At 68.4% G+C, this 17,216-nt stretch carries 16 protein-coding genes and 1 rRNA gene; 13 read left to right on the forward strand and 4 right to left on the reverse strand.

What is annotated here, in order from left to right; genetic code table 11:
* Positions 1-36: 36 nt before the first annotated feature.
* A 5S ribosomal RNA gene (gene rrf / locus OHA77_RS36780) occupies positions 37-153 on the forward strand.
* Positions 154-695: 542 nt separating this feature from the next.
* On the opposite strand, the gene OHA77_RS36785 is transcribed toward rrf, so the two are convergent.
* Positions 696-2,354 carry a hypothetical protein gene (locus tag OHA77_RS36785; protein ID WP_406313822.1) on the reverse strand — a complete coding sequence of 553 codons (1,659 nt, stop codon included), beginning with the start codon at positions 2,352-2,354 and terminating at the stop codon, positions 696-698.
* Between OHA77_RS36785 and OHA77_RS36790 the strand changes: the two genes are divergently transcribed.
* Positions 2,301-3,236 (forward strand): hypothetical protein, encoded by a 936-nt coding sequence (locus OHA77_RS36790; protein WP_406313823.1) that lies wholly within the window; start codon positions 2,301-2,303, stop codon positions 3,234-3,236. The genes OHA77_RS36785 and OHA77_RS36790 overlap by 54 nt on opposite strands.
* A gap of 50 nt (positions 3,237-3,286) precedes the next feature.
* On the opposite strand, the gene OHA77_RS36795 is transcribed toward OHA77_RS36790, so the two are convergent.
* Positions 3,287-4,213 carry an MBL fold metallo-hydrolase gene (locus OHA77_RS36795; protein ID WP_406313824.1) on the reverse strand — a complete coding sequence of 309 codons (927 nt, stop codon included), beginning with the start codon at positions 4,211-4,213 and terminating at the stop codon, positions 3,287-3,289.
* 110 nt (positions 4,214-4,323) lie between these two features.
* Between OHA77_RS36795 and OHA77_RS36800 the strand changes: the two genes are divergently transcribed.
* A complete protein-coding gene (locus OHA77_RS36800) occupies positions 4,324-4,851 on the forward strand; it encodes a single-stranded DNA-binding protein (protein ID WP_406313825.1) in 528 nt (175 codons plus the stop codon).
* Positions 4,852-4,905: 54 nt separating this feature from the next.
* On the opposite strand, the gene OHA77_RS36805 is transcribed toward OHA77_RS36800, so the two are convergent.
* Positions 4,906-6,219: a DUF1015 family protein gene (locus tag OHA77_RS36805; protein ID WP_406313826.1), complete on the reverse strand. Its 1,314-nt coding sequence runs from the start codon at positions 6,217-6,219 to the stop codon at positions 4,906-4,908.
* A gap of 119 nt (positions 6,220-6,338) precedes the next feature.
* Here OHA77_RS36805 and OHA77_RS36810 point away from each other — a divergent pair, with 119 nt between their 5' ends.
* Both OHA77_RS36810 and OHA77_RS36815 read left to right on the forward strand, forming a co-directional pair.
* On the forward strand, positions 6,339-6,770 hold the full coding sequence (locus OHA77_RS36810; RefSeq protein ID WP_326823592.1) for a tetratricopeptide repeat protein: 432 nt from the start codon (positions 6,339-6,341) through the stop codon (positions 6,768-6,770).
* A gap of 25 nt (positions 6,771-6,795) precedes the next feature.
* Positions 6,796-7,812 (forward strand): HAD-IIA family hydrolase, encoded by a 1,017-nt coding sequence (locus tag OHA77_RS36815; RefSeq protein WP_406313827.1) that lies wholly within the window; start codon positions 6,796-6,798, stop codon positions 7,810-7,812.
* 132 nt (positions 7,813-7,944) lie between these two features.
* On the opposite strand, the gene OHA77_RS36820 is transcribed toward OHA77_RS36815, so the two are convergent.
* Positions 7,945-8,292 carry an SCP2 sterol-binding domain-containing protein gene (locus OHA77_RS36820; protein ID WP_406313828.1) on the reverse strand — a complete coding sequence of 116 codons (348 nt, stop codon included), beginning with the start codon at positions 8,290-8,292 and terminating at the stop codon, positions 7,945-7,947.
* A gap of 388 nt (positions 8,293-8,680) precedes the next feature.
* On the opposite strand from OHA77_RS36820, the gene OHA77_RS36825 reads away from it, so the two are divergent.
* From OHA77_RS36825 to murJ, 8 genes are all read left to right on the forward strand, one after another.
* Complete coding sequence (locus tag OHA77_RS36825; protein ID WP_326823589.1) at positions 8,681-8,854, forward strand: hypothetical protein; 174 nt, start codon at positions 8,681-8,683, stop codon at positions 8,852-8,854.
* Positions 8,851-9,669, forward strand: a complete 819-nt coding sequence (locus OHA77_RS36830; protein ID WP_326823588.1) for a TlyA family RNA methyltransferase — start codon at positions 8,851-8,853, stop codon at positions 9,667-9,669. The genes OHA77_RS36825 and OHA77_RS36830 overlap by 4 nt, the downstream gene beginning before the upstream one ends.
* A 24-nt stretch (positions 9,670-9,693) precedes the next feature.
* Positions 9,694-10,599: an NAD kinase gene (locus OHA77_RS36835; RefSeq protein WP_406313829.1), complete on the forward strand. Its 906-nt coding sequence runs from the start codon at positions 9,694-9,696 to the stop codon at positions 10,597-10,599.
* A 90-nt stretch (positions 10,600-10,689) separates the two neighbouring features.
* Positions 10,690-12,402: a DNA repair protein RecN gene (recN, locus tag OHA77_RS36840; protein WP_406313830.1), complete on the forward strand. Its 1,713-nt coding sequence runs from the start codon at positions 10,690-10,692 to the stop codon at positions 12,400-12,402.
* 118 nt (positions 12,403-12,520) lie between these two features.
* Complete coding sequence (gene steA, locus OHA77_RS36845; RefSeq protein ID WP_326823585.1) at positions 12,521-13,732, forward strand: putative cytokinetic ring protein SteA; 1,212 nt, start codon at positions 12,521-12,523, stop codon at positions 13,730-13,732.
* Positions 13,729-14,700, forward strand: a complete 972-nt coding sequence (locus tag OHA77_RS36850; protein ID WP_406313831.1) for a copper transporter — start codon at positions 13,729-13,731, stop codon at positions 14,698-14,700. Before steA ends, OHA77_RS36850 begins: the two co-directional genes overlap by 4 nt.
* A gap of 4 nt (positions 14,701-14,704) precedes the next feature.
* A complete protein-coding gene (locus OHA77_RS36855; protein ID WP_406313832.1) occupies positions 14,705-15,568 on the forward strand; it encodes a hypothetical protein in 864 nt (287 codons plus the stop codon).
* Entirely contained in the window at positions 15,568-17,214 is a 1,647-nt protein-coding gene (murJ, locus tag OHA77_RS36860) for a murein biosynthesis integral membrane protein MurJ (RefSeq protein ID WP_406313833.1), read from the forward strand. The genes OHA77_RS36855 and murJ overlap by 1 nt, the downstream gene beginning before the upstream one ends.
* The last annotated feature ends 2 nt before the right edge of the window (positions 17,215-17,216 follow it).

The following is a 17,216-nucleotide window of genomic DNA, read 5'->3' on the forward strand; positions in this document are numbered from 1 at the left end:
GCAGACACGTTCTCGTGTTTGACAGTTTCATAGGGTTACGGCGGTTATGGCGAAGGGGAAACACCCGGTTACATTCCGAACCCGGAAGTTAAGCTCTTCAGCGCCGATGGTACTGCACCGGGGACGGTGTGGGAGAGTAGGTCGCCGCCGGACAATTTTTTGTCGCAGTTGAGGCCATCCCGGTTGGGGTGGCCTTTTCTGTTTTCCCCGGGCCCCGTCACATTCCCGGGCCTTTCCCCGGGGGTTCCCCTGCTGGAACCCCCTTCCCCGGGTGCCGAGATGGCTCCAATCCTGATTGGAGCTCTTCGTTGAGCACGATCACCCAGGTATGAAGCAGAAGGCCTACGGACTTTGGGGGGCTTGCTAGGCTGGAGAGGCCGGGCCATCCCAACGCGGATGGCCTTCGTCTCGCCAGACCACGATAGGGCGGGGCAGCGATAGCGAACGGGGCGCCCCCCCGCGGCCGGAGACCGCCCGCACAGCGAATCGTCCCATCCGTCTATGAAGACGGGACGCGCTCGCCGAGTGAGCAAACGAATGGACCAGAAGTGAACAGTGATAATGGGCGTGACGGCGCGGGCCGGCGCGACGAAGGCGAGAACCGCGGATCTGGCGGGCAGGGAGGCTACCGCGCCGGTAGCGGTAGGGGGCGTCCGGGTGACGGCCCCCGATATGGCGAGCGCCGTGAAGGGCGCTCAGGCGCTCCGTACGGCTCCCGCGACAGTCGTGGCGGTGAGCGTCCGCCCTTCAACCGTGACGACCGTCCCGGTGGGGGTCAGCGTCCTTCGGGGCCGCGTGATGGTGGTGAGCGTCGTTCCTACGGTGACCGTGACCAGGCGCGTAGCCAGTACGGTTCCCGTGATCAGGGTGAGCGCCGTCCGTTCAACCGCGACGACCGTGGCGGACGTCCGCCGTTCAACCGTGACGACCGTCCCGGTGGGGGTCAGCGTCCTTCGGGGCCGCGTGATGGTGGTGAGCGTCGTTCCTACGGTGACCGTGATGGTGGCCAGCGCCCGCCATTCAACCGCGATGACCGTGGACAGCGCCCCCCGTTCAACCGCGATGATCGTGGTGGGCGTCCGCCGTTCAATCGTGACGACCGTCCCGGTGGGGGTCAGCGTCCTTCGGGGCCGCGTGATGGTGGTGAGCGTCGTTCCTACGGTGACCGTGACCAGGCGCGTAGCCAGTACGGTTCCCGTGATCAGGGTGAGCGCCGTCCGTTCAACCGCGACGACCGTGGCGGACGTCCGCCGTTCAACCGTGACGACCGTCCCAGCGGGGGCGGCAACCGTGATGACCGTGGTGGGCGTCCGCCGTTCAACCGCGACGACCGTCCCAGCGGTGGTGAGCGTCGTTCCTACGGTGACCGTGACCAGGCGCGTAGCCAGTACGGTTCGCGTGATCAGGGTGAGCGCCGTCCGTTCAACCGTGACGATCGTGGCGGACGTCCCCCGTTCAACCGCGATGATCGTGGCGGACGTCCGCCGTTCAATCGTGACGACCGTCCCGGTGGGGGTCAGCGTCCTTCGGGGCCGCGTGATGGTGGTGAGCGTCGTTCCTACGGTGACCGTGACCAGGCGCGTAGCCAGTACGGTTCGCGTGATCAGGGTGAGCGCCGTCCGTTCAACCGTGACGATCGTGGCGGGCGTCCCCCGTTCAACCGCGATGATCGTGGCGGACGTCCGCCGTTCAACCGTGACGACCGTCCCAGCGGTGGTGAGCGTCGTTCTTATGGCGATCGTGATGGTGGCCAGCGTCCTCCGTTCAACCGTGACGACCGTCCCGGTGGGGGTCAGCGTCCTTCGGGGCCGCGTGATGGTGGTGAGCGTCGTTCCTACGGTGACCGTGACCAGGCGCGTAGCCAGTACGGTTCGCGTGATCAGGGTGAGCGCCGTCCGTTCAACCGCGACGACCGTGGCGGACGTCCCCCGTTCAACCGTGACGACCGTCCCAGCGGGGGCGGCTACCGCGGCAACCGTGATGACCGTGGTGGGCGTCCCCCGTTCAACCGTGATGATCGTGGCGGGCGTCCGCCGTTCAATCGCGACGACCGTCCCGGCGGTGGTGAGCGTCGTTCCTACGGTGACCGCGATAGTGGATTCCGCAGCGAAGGCGACGGTTCCCGTACCCGCTACAGCCGGGACGACCGGCCTACCGGCCGTGATGAGGCTCCGAGCCGGGAACGCGAGGAACTGCCTTCCCTCGCTCCGGACATCACCGCGGAGGAACTCGACAAGGACGTCCGCGAAGAGCTGCGTTCTCTCCCGCTCGACCTTGCCGAGCTGATCTCTCGCCACCTGGTGGCGGCCGAGCGCGCTCTCGGTGAGGATGACGCCGAGCAGGCCTACGAACACACCAAGGTCGCCCGTCGCTTCGCCGCCAGGATCGGCGTCATCCGTGAGGCTGTCGGTACCGCCGCTTACCGCGCCGGCCACTTCGCCGAGGCACTGAGCGATCTGCGGGCGGCTCGCCGTATGACGGGCTCCGATGCGTTCCTGCCGATCATGGCGGACTGTGAGCGCGGCCTCGGCCGTCCGGAGCGTGCTCTCGACCTTGTCCGTTCCAAGGAGGCTGAGCGTCTCGACCGGATCGGCAAGATCGAACTCGCCATTGTGGAGTCCGGCGCTCGCCGGGACCTCGGTCAGAAGGATGCCGCGGTCATCACTCTGCAACGTCTCCCGGAACTGCGCGACACTCGTCCGCAGCCCTGGTCGGCACGCCTGGCCTTCGCCTATGCCGACGCTCTGGCCGATGCCGGGCATGAGGAGCCGGCTACCGAATGGTTCGGCCGTGCTGTGGACTTCGACGAGGAAGGAGAGACCGACGCGGCTGAGCGCTATGCAGAGCTGACCGGCACTCTCATCGAAGACCTCGAAGAGGACGAAGACGAGAACGAGAACGAGGACGAGGACGACCGGTTCGACCTGGAGGAAGCCGACGATCTCCTGAACGTCGCCGTCGAGGATGAGGACATCGAGGAAGAGGCGGACGTCAAGCTTGACGATGCCGCCACTCTCGATGCTGAAATCGAGGCAGAGGACGATCTCATCGGTGAGTCCGTTGTCGACGATGACCACCAAGACGAGGCTCCGGCCGCCGAGGTGAAGCCGGCTGCCGAGGAAAAAATCGAAGCCGGTGTCGGCCCAGCCTTCATCGAGCCCAACTTCGGTGACGTCCTCGACGATCCCGCTGATGACGACGGTGACGTCGACGAGAGCAAGGTCGAGAAGAAGTAACTCCGTCCGTCTCGGGTGAACCGACCCGGTTCACCCGAGACGGAGGTTCCCTACTGCTGGACCCGGTTCAGCCAGTGCAGGATTCCGGCCACGTTGGACGGGGCTCCGCTGAGGAGTTCGAACTGTTCCGCGGTCACGTCGTCGGCCTTCAGAGCCGTGTAGCGCTCCTGTGTACGTTCTTTGACCATGGCCACCGCATGGTCGAGGTCCATGCCCTCCGAATGTGCTTGGCGGGTCAGTTCGACCCAGACGCGCAACTCCTCTGCTGAGCGCTCCAGAGTCTCCGCGACGTCCGCGACCGGCCCGTAATGGCTGAAGAGCAGCCGTTGTGGGCCGAGTGCCTTGAACAGGCCGATCGAGTTCAGCGCGGTCTGCAGGTCGAAGTCCGGGGGCGGCGTGGCCGGCCGCAGATCGCCCGTCTGGGGGAGGTAGACCCCAGCCGCGTCACCGACGTAGAGGTCGCCGGTGCCCGAGTCGATCAGTCCTACATGATGCTTGGCGTGGCCGGGAGAGTAGTGGCTGTCCAGGGTTCGCCCGTTGCCGAGATCGATGGCCCCTCTGTCGCCAAGTGCGCGGATCCGTGAGGACTCCGTAGGCGACAGTTCCCCGAACAAGGTGTCCAGTTTGTCACCCCAGACCATTCGTGCGCTGGTCATGAGGCGGGACGGGTCCGCGAGATGGCGTGCTCCCTTCTCATGGACCACGATCTCCGCCTGCGGGTAGAACCCGGCGATGTCGCCGACTCCGCCCGCATGGTCCAGGTGGATGTGTGTGACGACGACCGTGGCGAGGTCGTTGGGACCGACTCCCAGGGTGGTCAGCGCGTCGCGCACCACCGGAGCGGAGGTGGAGGTGCCCGTCTCCACCAGGCAGGGGCGGTCTCCAAGTATCAGGTATCCCGCTGTGATGCCGGAGTACCCGGCCATCCTTGTGTCGATCTCATAGACGTCTTCGCCGAGGGCGGTGATGTTGTCCACAGGCCACCTCAGAACTGGAACGGCTTTCCCCAGAACGGCGTTCGACCATCCTGGTACAGCTCACATCGTAAAGAATCCATCTCGACCGGCAGAGATCGGAGGAGGATTCGATGGACCGTAACGAGGTCACCCTGGTAGGCCGTCTGCCCGAGGCGGTTCGGATCAGGGCGCTGCAGAGTGGGAGCACGCTCGGCAACTGGAGGATGATCGTACGGCGGCAATCACGCGGCCGGGGGACCCGCGTGGACACCATCCCCTGTGTGTCGTTCGAGCCCGAGGTCACCAGGGCCGTGGCGGACTGGCTGCCGGACGACATGATCGAGGTGATGGGCTCCTTACGCCGCCGATGGTGGGGGAGCGATGGAGCCAAGTCTTCCGGTTACGAGGTCGAGGTCCGCTCGGTGCGGCGTCTCGAACGCCGGAGCGCCGTGGTTCCGATCGGCGATTGCGGGCCCCGGCTTCCGGTTCCGACCTCTCCCAGGCCGGTCCATTCACTTGTGCAGGCCAAGGCCGGTGTGGCGGGGGAGGGGAGGACACCCGGGCACCTCGGCTCCGGGCCGCTCCACGCTGTTGACGGAAACGCGCCTGTGTCCGTCCGGCGGCAGGTGGAGACGCCGTCTCTGGATGACCACTCCTGACTGACCCTCGGCCCGTGATCACACAACCAAACGGGAAAGCCGGTCGACGGCAGGTCAGCCAAAGGTGAAGGTGCGCAGGACCAGTCCAGTGCGGGGTTTGGGGCCGAAGGAAGTTGACTTACGCGGCACTTTCTCCTTTTGGGCCGCGACCGTAAGCACGTCGTCGACCGTCAGCGGGTTCAGCAGCACCGCTGTCCCCCCGGACTCGCGCGCAAGCCGTACGGCCTTCTCCGGATCATGGTGCACGATGCGCACCGACTGCTCGTTGTCGTTCATTCCCCAGATTTTCGGCAGCAGGAACTCTGCGAGGACGGAGGTGTTCAGCGCGCGCCACCGAGCGGATCGATCGGTGGGCATGGCCTGCTCCAGCTGGTCCGGGTCGGGGTCGGTAAGGAGATGCGCCGCGCCTCCGGCGGACAGCAGGTATGCCGGCCCGGTGGAGTTCTTCAACGCGGCCATTCCCTCGGCGAGACCGACGTGCTCACGTACCTGCCAGGCTCTCTTGGCCCTGGTAACCGCCTCCTCCAGCGACAGCCCGGGGATGACCCGGTGGATGGCCTTCAGATCCGGCGGATAGGCGGTGGAGTCCACCAGGAGCGCCAGGCCGAAGTCCCAGGGGCCAGAGCTCGCAGGGCGCCCGGGTGCGGTCACGTCGTCCGCTGAGCCATGCTGCCCTGGCTTGAGGGTGTGGTGCTCGTGCTGAAGGGCGAGATAGGTGGCATAGCGGTGATGGCCGTCGGCGATGAGGGCCTGCCTGGTCCGGAGATCGGTGTTGAGAGAGGTGATCTCGTGGGGGTCGGTGATGGCCCACAGCCGGTGCCTTACCCCGTCGCGGGTCTCCGCTTCGATCAGCGGCGGCCGGGAGGCGGCGATCTGGTCCACAAGAAGGGTGGCCGCACCACCGTCACCCTCGTAGAGCAGGAAGATGGGTTCCAGGTTGGCCTCGGTGATGCGCATCAGTGCCAACCGGTCGGCCACCGGTCCGGGCATGACGTCCTCGTGCGGCAGGATGACCTGTTGCTCCGGGGAGGCCAGGCCCACGTCACCGATGAGCCCGCGCTGCAGGACCCCCGGACCGGTCTGTTCGTAGACATATACGGCGGGTGCCTCGTCGGCCACCAGGACACCGGTGGAGAGCCAGCTCCGGAGTGTCTCTCGCGCCTCACTGTATCGATGGCGGTCGGCGCCGGGAAGGATGAGGCGCACCACGTTGTTTGGATGTGAGTCGAGCAAGTCCCGCACATCGGCTTCGGCGATCAGGTCATAGGGCGGAGAGGTCACCTTGGCCAGGTCGTCAACCGTGAACCGCAGGGCGCGAAATGGGCGTAGCACCAGCCCGTCTGGCACCGGCAGTTCAGGATTCGCCATAGAGGGCATGCTGCCATAAAGGCCTGAAACGTCCAGGGACCGCTCCGATGGCGTGGCGGTGTCCGGGCCGTCAGGAAGTCGGTCAGATCCGTCGTCTGTCGATGAAGGAGGCCTCACGTATGGTCCAAGGACGTAGCGGTCCGTCTGATTCCCCCCGCCCCGAGACGGGCGCTCCGGCCGGGGACGTCTATGACTGGTTCCAACGAGGGATGAAACTACTGGCCGAGGGGAGCCCGGCTGCGGCTGTCGCACTCCTGGAGCGCGCCGCCGACGCCGAGCCGGAGTCACGGAGTATTCGAGAGGCGCTGGCCCGCGCTCAGTTCAACTCCCGGCAGTACGCCGATGCCGTGCACAGTTTCCGTTGGATCGTCGACGCCAATCCAACCGAGGACTACGCCTATTTCGGTCTCGGCCTCGCCCTGTGGCGCACCGGTGACATGGAGGGAGCTCAGGAGCCTCTGGCCATCGCGGTGGCGATGCGTCCCGACCAGCGGCACTACGTGTCGGCGCTGAAAAGCGTCCGTGCCACGTTACGTGCCCGCCGGATATGACCCACATAGATGATGAAATGAGCGCGTGGACGTAAAGACGCTGATTGACCTCTATGACACTCTTCTCCTCGATCTTGATGGGGTGGTGTATCTCGGGCGCGATGCCATCCCGGGGGCTCCCGAGTCGCTGCGCGAGGCGGCGAAAAGCGGTGTACGGCTCGCCTACGTCACCAATAACGCCTCGCGCACTCCGGGGGCGATAGCCGATCACCTGAGTGAGATCGGGGCCCCGGCGGCTCCCGAGGACGTGGTCACCTCGGCCCAGGCCGCCGCGCGGCTGGTGGCCGAGCGGGTCGAGCCGGGTGCGGCGGTGCTGGTGGTCGGAGGGATGGGCCTGCGTAGCGCCCTACGTGCGCACGGCCTGCGGCCGGTCAGCACCGCCATGGACAACCCGGTCGCGGTGGTGCAGGGCATCGCTCCCGGGCTCTCCTACGGCCTGTTGTCGGAGGGGGCGCTGGCTGTGCGGCAGGGCGCGCTGTTCGTCGCGGCCAACGCCGACTCGACGATGCCGACCGGCCGGGGCGAACTGCCAGGAAACGGTGCGATGACGCGGGTGATCGCCACAGCGACCGGCGTAGAGCCGATCGTCGCGGGAAAGCCCGAGCCGCCGTTGCATCGGGAATCGATGCTGCGGACCGGATCGGAGCGGCCACTGGTGGTGGGCGATCGTCTCGACACCGACATCGAGGGGGCCACCAATGCGGGAGTGGACAGCCTGCTGGTGCTGACCGGTGTGGCGAGCCCGCTTGACCTGCTGACCGCCGGCCCCCGGCATCGCCCCACCTATGTCGCGGCCGATCTGTCGGACCTGCACAGGCCTTATCCACCCGTGCGCCGGAGCGAGGGCGGGTGGGTCTGCGAGGGGTGGACGGCCTCATGGGAGGAGGGCCGTCTCCGTCTTGAAGGGCAGGGGGATCCGCTCAACGGACTCCGGGCGGCCTCTGCCACGACATGGGAGGCCGCCGGGGAGGGCGAGGCGGACGAGGATGCGGTGAAGGCCGTGCTGGCCTCCACATTCGGAGGCCGTGCGTCATCCCGGTGATTTCACCGGAGCCGGGAGAAGAGCTCCGTAGGGCCCATGCCGGAGGGGTCCGCGTGGCCGGGTGAACGGCCGTGTCCTGCCTGTTCCGAGCGGGAACGCCGATGTCTCCCGGCCCGCCACCGAGTCGGACCTTCAGAGGAGCTTGCGGAGGCGGAGGAGGTCGCCGAAGCTGGCGTCGATCTTGACCCGGCCGCCGAACACGGCGCGCCCCATGTCGAGTTCGCCGTTGACCAGGGAGACCAGGTCGTCGCTGCCGATGGTCAGCTTCACCTCGGCGGGTTTGCCGTCAGCGGGTGGCGAATCGTCGAATGGGCCGAGGCCGCCGTGACGGAGGCGGCCGTAGAAAGTGACGCCGAGATCGCGGATGTGGCAGCTGATAGTGCGCTCGACCACATGCCGGCTGCGGCTCTCCTGGTCGATCTCGTCGAACTGCTCGGCGAGTTTGCGTAGCGCCACCCTGCACTCGTCGACGGTTGCCATCGTGTGGCACTCCCTTCCGTTCGGACCGGCCTTCGTTCGGGCCGCCCCGAATCCTATGAACCTACCGACGTTGACATGCTGCCAGGTTTGAAGTCCGGAGCAGCGGCCCGCATTCCGGTAGCGTTCACCTGAATACGATGTGCGATCCGGCACATGGTCCGACACCTCGCAGGAGAGCGGTTTCTGTCATGGCGTTCGAAACGCCTGTCCGGCGCGTTCGACCTGGTCGGCGGCGAGAAATTCGACCGGCTACGGGACCGGGCACCGATACCCGGGCGACGGGTGCCGTGGCTTCCGATACGGTCAGGGGCGTCCACGGGCAGAGCCGGTCGTGTGCCATGTGCCCGTGTGACCACCATGACGGCCAAGAGCACTCCGGAGGGAGCGCATGACGGACCTGCCGCAGGAGATCGGCGAGGAGCGGGTCGACACCGCGCTGGGCGGGCTCGCCCGTCTCGGCGCGTTGCCCGTCTCGGCGCACGTGGACGTGTTCGAGGAGGTGTTCACCGGGCTGGAACAGTCGCTCGCCTCGGTGGAAAATGCCCCGGAACAGCAGCGATGAGCCGGCGGACGCGTCTCGACAGCGAGCTCGTACGCCGCAAGCTGGCCCGCTCCCGTGAGCAGGCCGCCCAGCTCATCGAGGCAGGCCGGGTCAGCATAGGCGGACGGTTGGCGGCCAAGCCCGCGACGCAGGTGGACACCGCCTCCGCCATCGTGGTCACCGAGGCGGCCGAAGGACCCGACTACGTCTCGCGGGGGTCGCACAAGCTCCTCGGCGCCCTGGATGCCTTCGGACCCCGGGGACTGACCGTCGCCGGGCGGCGCTGCCTGGACGCCGGCGCCTCCACGGGGGGGTTCACCGATGTGTTGCTCCGTAACGACGCGGCGCACGTGCTCGCCGTCGACGTCGGGTACGGCCAGCTCGCCTGGTCGTTGCGGACCGACGATCGGGTCACGGTCATGGAGCGGGTCAACGTCAGGGACCTGACCCCCGAAATGGTGGGGGAGGCTCCCACGCTGATCGTCGGCGACCTCTCCTTCATCTCGCTACGCCTGGTGTTGCCCGCCCTGGCCCGATGCGCCGCCGAGCAGGCCGACTTCGCGATGCTCGTCAAGCCGCAGTTCGAGGTCGGCAGGGAACGGGTCGGCGCAGGAGGGGTCGTCCGCGATCCCGCACTGCGGGCGCAGGCGGTGCAGGATGTGGCTGAAGCCGCGCAGACGCTCGGCCTGACCGTGCGGGGCGTCACCGCGAGCCCGCTGCCAGGTCCCTCGGGCAATGTGGAATACGTCATCTGGCTGGGCAAGGGGGACGGCGCGCCGCCGGTCGTGGACCTCGGCGCCGAGATCGAACGCGCGGTGACAGAGGGCCCTCAGTAGTGGTTATCCCCTGAAAGAGTGAACATGACTACGAAGCGCACCGTGCTGGTCACCGCCCACACCGGGCGGGAAGCGGCCGTGGAGGCCGCTCGGGTGGTGATCGGCCGACTGCTGGACGCCGGGTTGACCGTGCGTGTCCTCAACGCCGAGGCAGACGCCATCGCGTGCGCGGGCACCGACGTGGTGCCCGCCAGTGCCACGGCCGTCCAGGACGCCGAGATGATGATCGTGCTCGGCGGCGACGGCAGCCTGCTGCGGGCCGCCGAACTCGCGCGTCCGGCCGGTGTGCCGTTGCTGGGCGTCAACCTCGGGCATGTCGGTTTCCTGGCCGAGGCCGAGGTGGACGATCTGACGGTCACGGTGGACTGCGTGGTCCAGGAGCGTTATGACGTGGAGGAGCGGATGACCACCGATGTCACCGCCCGCCTCAACGGGCAACTGCTGGCCGACACCTGGGCGCTCAACGAGGCCACCGTGGAGAAGAACGACCGGATGCTCGAGGTGGTCGCCGAGATCGACGGGCGGCCGCTGTCGCGCTGGGGGTGTGACGGGGTCATCTGTGCCACGCCGACCGGTTCCACCGCTTACGCGTTCTCGGCCGGCGGGCCGGTGGTCTGGCCGGAGGTGGAGGCGCTGCTGCTGGTTCCGATCAGCGCCCATGCGCTGTTCGCCCGGCCGTTGGTGATCTCCCCCCGTTCCACGCTGGCGCTGGAGGTTCAGCCGGACACGGCCGGGGCGGTGCTGTGGTGTGACGGCCGCCGCCGGTTCGACCTGCCCGCCGGAGCACGGGTCGAGGTGCGGCGGGGTGAGGTGCCGGTACGGCTGGCGCGACTCCATGGCCTGGAGGACACCGGAGCGCCGTTCACCGACAGGCTGGTCGCCAAATTCGATCTTCCTGTGCAGGGATGGCGAGGCCGTACGCGGCTGTAGCGCGTCCGGGCGATTCCCATCCCAAGCGCGTAGGATCGTGCCCGCGTACCGCACTGATGTTCGGTGGATTCGATGTGACGGGAGGGACCAGTGCGACCCAGGGTCGAGGAGGTCCGTATCCAGGGGCTCGGTGTGATCGACGAGGCCGTCCTGGTGTTGTCGCCGGGATTCAACGTGCTCACGGGCGAAACCGGTGCGGGCAAGACCATGGTGGTGACCGGCCTGGGGCTGCTGTTCGGTGGCCGGGCGGATCCCGCCCGGGTCCGTCCCGGCTCGGACAAGACCACTGTCGAGGGCACGCTCTTGGTCGATCCGCAGGGCAGAGTGGCCCAGCAGGTTCAGGACGTGGGCGGCGTGATCGAGGACAGAGAGTTGATCATCTCGCGTACCGTCTCCGCCGAGGGCCGCAGCCGCGCCTGGCTGGGCGGCCGTGCCGTCCCGGTGGGCACCCTCACCTATCTCGCCGAGGATCTGGTGGCCGTCCACGGCCAGATGGACCAGCAGCGGCTGCTCCAGCCCGGCCGCCAGCGAGCCGCCCTCGACCGCTATGCGGGCGAGGATCTGGTCAAGCCGCTGAGAGCGTACGAGAACGTCTACAAGCGTCATAAGCAGGTCGCCGACCAGTTGGCCGAGCTGACCGCCAGGGCCCAGGAGCGCGCCAGGGAGGCCGATCTGCTCAAGTTCGGGCTCGAAGAGGTCGAGAGAGCCGACCCCAAACCGGGTGAGGACGGCGAGCTCCGCGAGGAGGTGGAGCGGCTCTCCCACGCCGACTCCCTCAGAAACGCGGCAGAGACGGCGCACCGGGCGCTACTCGGCGATCCGATGTCCAGCGAGCAGATCATGCAGGACGCCGTCACCCTGGTCGGCCAGGCCCGTACGGCCGTCGAGGCGGTCCGGGAGTTCGACCCGGCGCTGGCCGGAATCGCCGATCGGCTCGCCGAGGCGGGCTATCTCATCTCCGATGTCGCCACCGAGCTGGCCTCCTACGCCGAGTCGGTCGAAGCCGATCCGGTCCGTCTCTCGGTGGTGCAGGAGCGCCAGGCCGTGCTGGCCGGCCTCGTGCGCAAGTACGGCCAGGACACCGGGGTGGTGCTGGCCTGGGCCGCCCAGGCCGCGCTGCGCGTCGCCGAACTCGAAGGCGACGACGAGCGGATCGACGACCTGACCCGCGAGCACGACGAGCTCACCGGACGGCTCACCGAACTGGCCGCGGAGCTGACCCGGATCCGGACCGCCGCCGCCGAACGGTTCGGGCGGGCCGTCACCGAGGAGCTCACCGCACTGGCCATGCCGCACGCCCGGGTGGTGGTCGACCTGACGGCCGCCGGCGACTTCGGCCCGCACGGTGTCGACGAGATCGAGCTGCGGATGTCCCCGCACCCCGCCTCTCCTCCGCTGCCGTTGAACAAGGGGGCGTCCGGAGGCGAGCTGAGCCGGGTGATGCTCGCCATCGAGGTGGTGTTCGCCGGTGCCGACCCGGTGCCGACGTTCGTGTTCGACGAGGTCGACGCGGGCGTGGGTGGCAAAGCCGCAGTGGAGATCGGCCGTCGGCTGGCCCAGCTGGCCCGCACGGCGCAGGTGATAGTCGTCACTCATCTGCCCCAGGTGGCGGCCTTCGCCGACCAGCATCTGGTCGTGGAGAAGGCAGGCGACGGCAGCGTGGTGCGCAGCGGCGTGGTCGCCCTCGACAAGGACAGCAGGGCACGGGAGCTTTCCCGTATGCTCGCGGGCATGGAGGACTCGGAGCTGGGCCGTGCGCACGCGGAGGAGTTGCTCGCGATCGCGGCCGCGGACAAGGCCTGAACAAGACTGTTTCCCCGCTCTCGGGGGAGCAGGAACCTGTGGGAATCTTCCGTGACGAATCTGGCGTCACCCCGGCGGGTTGGCTTTCCTGGTCGTTCGCTCTGGCAGGATGGTCGTAATGAAGGTGCCGATTGACGAGCTTCGAAGCAGGCTCAACGGTTACCTCCGCCGAAGGAAGGTCACGGACCTTCCCGGGGTGACGGCAGTGGCGAGAATCGATCGGCGGACCAAGGGGCTGACCAAACGCCTGCGGCCCGGGGAAATCGCGATTATCGATCACGTTGACGTTGACCGGGTGAGCGCGGAGGCGCTTGTCGCGTGCGGCGCGGCGAGCGTGGTCAACGTTGCCACGGGCATCAGCGGCCGCTACCCCAACCTGGGCCCGCAGATCATCGTCGAGGCAGGGGTGCCGTTCATCGACAACGCCACCTCCGAGCTGTTCGACCGGGTCAAGGACGGCGATCTGGTCCGGGTGCACGAGGGAGCGGTCTACCTCGACGACGAACTGGTCGGCAAGGGCGACATCCAGACGGCCGAATCCATCGAGGCCGCGATGGCCGAGGCGAGAGCCGGACTGACCGTCCAGATCGAGGCCTTCGCGGCCAACACCATGGAATACGTCCGGCGCGAGCGCGATCTGCTCATCGACGGGATCGGGGTGCCCGACGTCCGGACGGTCATGGAGGGGCGCCACGTCCTCATCGTCGTGCGCGGTTACCACTACAAGGAGGACATCGCCGTCCTCCGCCCCTACATCCGTGAATACCGTCCGATCATGATCGGTGTCGACGGCGGCGCCGACGCGCTCATGGAGGCCGGTTACCAGCCCGACATCATCGTGGGCGACTTCGACTCGGTCTCCACCAAAGCCCTCACCTCCGGCGCCGAACTGGTCGTGCACGCCTACAAGGACGGCCGGGCCCCCGGCCTGGAACGGGTCCAGCAGCTTGGCCAAGAAGCCGTGACCTTTCCGGCGATCGGTACCAGCGAGGACATCGCGATGCTGCTCGCCGACGACAAGGGCGCCGACCTGATCGTCGCCGTCGGCACGCACGCGACCCTGGTGGAGTTCCTCGACAAGGGCCGTTCCGGCATGGCCAGCACCTTCCTCACCAGGCTCCGGGTGGGCAGCAAGCTCGTCGACGCCAAGGGCGTCAGCCGGCTCTACCGCAGCCGGATCTCCACTCCTTCGCTGCTCCTGCTCGTGGCGACCACGCTGATCACCATGGGAGTTGCGATCTTCTTCTCCCCGGTGGGCAAGATCTGGGTGGACAGCGTCCGTGACGGCTGGAACGGCTTCATCTTCTGGTTGGTCGGACTCTTCTCGTGATCGATTTCCGTTATCACCTCGTCTCCGTTGTCGCGATCTTCCTCGCGCTGTCGGTCGGCATCGTGCTGGGCACCAGCTTCCTGGAGGATCCCGCCATCAAGACGGCCCAGAGTCTCGCCGACGGGCTGAGCAAGGGAAACACCGTGCTCCGCGACGAGATCGAGGCACTTCAGACCCGCGAGGCGGGCAACGACGCCTTCGTCGCCGCCGCCACCCCCCGGCTGGTCCAGGATGCGCTGGCGACCGAGAGCGTCGTGATCGTGGAGGCCCCCGGTGCCACCTCGGGCATGCGTGAGGCGGTGCAGGAAGTGATCGCCGAGTCGGGGGCGACCGTGACCGGCAGGGTCACCCTCACCGACAGATATGTCGACCCCGGCCGCGTGGCCTCCATCGACAAGCTGGTCACCGAGGTGAAACCCATCGACATGAACGTGCCCGTCGAGGGCACGACCTATGACAGGGCGGCCACCCTGCTCGCTGACGCGATCGTGACCAGCGACCCCGCCCAGGTGGGCAAGGTGAATCCCACGGCCACCGGGATCCTCGAAGCCTTCCAGCGAGACGGCCTGCTCAGCGTCACCGATCAGCCCGCCAAGCGTGCGGACCTGGCCGTGCTGATCGCCCCCGCGGAGCCGTACCTGGGGGAGAGCGCGGCTCCGCAGGCGAGCGCGATCGTCTCGATGGCCCTCGGCCTGGACGAGGCCGGCAGGGGTGCCGTGCTGGCCGGTGCTCTGCCCGCCACCACGTCCGGTGGGGCGATCGCCGCGTTGCGTGAGGACACCGCCGTCGCGGAGAAGGTCTCCAGCGTCGACAACGTCGATATGCCTGCGGGTCGGATTGTGGTGGTCTACGCTCTGCGGGAGCAGTTGTCCGGGGTCACGGGACAGTACGGCATCGGCTCCGGCGTCTCGGGCATCGAGCCCAGCGCGTCCCCCATCCCCACCCCCACGGCCACTCCCGGAGGATGACCCGATGGCCCGTCGCGCTTTTCTCGGAGCCCTGACCGGCGCCCTTCTCGGTGCGGTGGCCGCCCGTGCCGCCTACGCCGCCTTCACCCGCAGGCCACCGGTCGGCGACGTGGAGACCTGGAACCGGACCAACCACCGGGGCGAGCCCATCACCCTGCTTGAGGGGCCGGCCTTCGTCGCGGGCGCCGGTACGGCCGCCGCCGTGGTCCCGGGGCTGCCCGCCAGGGTCCGCGCGGCCGTTCTGCTGGCCGTGGCCGGAGCCGGCGGTCTCGGAGCCTACGACGACCTGTACGGCGCGACGTCCTCCAAGGGCTTCAAGGGTCATCTCAGCGCCCTGGGCAAAGGTGAGGTCACCAGCGGTGCCGTGAAGATCATGGGTATCGGGGTGACGGGCCTGGCGGCCGCCGCGCTGACCTCCCGCGGCCCCGTCGACACCGTGGTCAACGGCGTGCTGATCGCGGGCTGCGCCAACCTGGCCAATCTCTTCGACCTGCGTCCCGGCCGGGCCGTCAAGGTCGGCCTGCTCACCGGCGCCCCCCTGCTCGCCGTGGGCCTCTACCGCAGCACTCCGACCTCGGCCACCCTGGCCGCCCTGCCCGTCGGCGCCGCGGTCGCGCTCCTGAACGAAGACCTCGGCGAGCGGGCGATGCTGGGCGACGCGGGGGCGAACGCGCTGGGTGCGCTGCTCGGCCTGGCGGCCTCCGTCGCCCTCGGCCGTCCCGGACGCCTGGCGGTGCTCGGCACCGTGGTCGCGCTGACCGCGGCCTCGGAGAAGATCAGCTTCACCAAGGTCATCGCCGGTCACCCCGTGCTCAACCGCATCGACATGCTCGGCCGTCGCCCTGTGGAGCAGGCGCCCGTCCACTGATGATCAGAAAAATCGGGCAGGGGGTCGCCGGGGCGGCACTTCTCATCGGCATCGTGACCATGGCGGCCCGGATCGTCGGATTCGGCCGTTATTTCGTGCAGTCCCACACCGTCGGCAATCTCTGCCTGAGCAACGCCTACAACACCGCCAACTACGTGCCCAACATCGTCTTCGAGTTGGTGGCCGGTGGCGCGCTCGCGGGGATGGTGGTGCCGGTGCTGGCCTCGCCGGCCTCCCGGGCCGGCACCGATCCCGAGGCCAGGGCGGAGGTCGGCCGGATCACCTCGGCCCTGCTCACCTGGGCGATGCTCGCCCTGGTGCCGCTGACCCTGATCATCGCAGCGTTCGCCGGGCCGATCGTCACACTGCTGGTGGGAAACGTGCCGGAATGCGATGTCTCCCAGGTCGTCGCGGCCGGGACGAGCATGCTCGTCGTCTTCGCCCCACGCATGATCTTCTTCGGCCTCGCGGTGGTCCTGTACGGCGTGCTCCAGGCCCACCGGCGGTTCATGGGGCCCACCCTGGCGCCGCTGGTCTCCAGCCTGCTGATCGTCGCCTCCTACCTGGTGTTCGGACCGGTCAGCGATGGAGCCGCCGACGACCTGTCGCGGCTCACCACGGCGGGGCAGCTGGCACTCTCGCTCGGCGCGACGGTCGCGGCCGCGGCGATGGTGGTCACCGTGGCCGGCCCGGTGGCCCGGCTCAAGTTGCGGCTGCGCCCCTCACTGTCCTTCCCCCCGGGCGTCGCGGCCCGCGCGGGGCGGCTCGCCACCGCGGGCCTCGCCGTGCTCATCGCCCAGCAGATCACGCTGACCGTGGTGGTCAGCCTCGCCAACGACCTGGGCGGAAGGGGAGTGACGGGTCTCTACACCTACTCCTGGGCGCTGTACCAGCTCCCCTTCGCGGTGCTCGTGGTGCCGATCGCCACCAGCTCGTTCCCGGCGCTCTCCGCCCGGGCGACCGACGGTGACCGGGCCGGTTTCGACGGCCTCGCCGCCTCCTCCACCCGGGCGATCCTGCTGGTGACGGGTCTGGCCGCCGGGGTGATGGCGGCGGTGGCCATGCCGGTGTCCCGGGTGTTCCTGGAGGGCACACCGGGTGGGGAGGATCCCGGGGAGATGGCCGCGGCCGTCGCGCTGTTCGCGCCGGGCCTGGTGGGATACGCGCTGATGTTCCATCTCGCGCGGGTCCTGTACGCCCACGGCAGGGGTCGCCCGGCGGCGGTCGCGTCGGTGGCCGGGTGGGCCGTCGCGCTGGTGGCCCAGATCTTTCTGGCCCGCGCCGCCCACGCCCGGCCGGAGGTCGTGGGACAGCTCGCGCTGGGCAGCACCGTCGGCATGACCGTGGGCGGGGTGCTGCTGGTGCTCGCGGTGCTCGGGACGGTGGGCAGGGCGACGTTGGACGGGACATGGCGGGCGCTGCTCGCCGCCGTGCTCGGCGGGATCGCGGCGTACGGTGCCGGAATCACCGTCGTCACGGCTTTCCACGACGTGTCACGCTGGATGTGCGTGGTGGTCGGGGCAGGGGCCGCGGTGGCCGGTTCGGCGGTGTTCGCGATCGTCGCCGGAGTGATCGACAGACCGGATGCCCGGATGCTGCTGGGGCGGTTCAGGCGGGTGTCCGACACTGCGGGAGGGAACCGCTGACG

Origin of the sequence: Streptosporangium sp. NBC_01639 (assembly GCF_045209755.1) — a bacterium.
In the GTDB taxonomy this organism is placed as follows: domain Bacteria; phylum Actinomycetota; class Actinomycetes; order Streptosporangiales; family Streptosporangiaceae; genus Streptosporangium.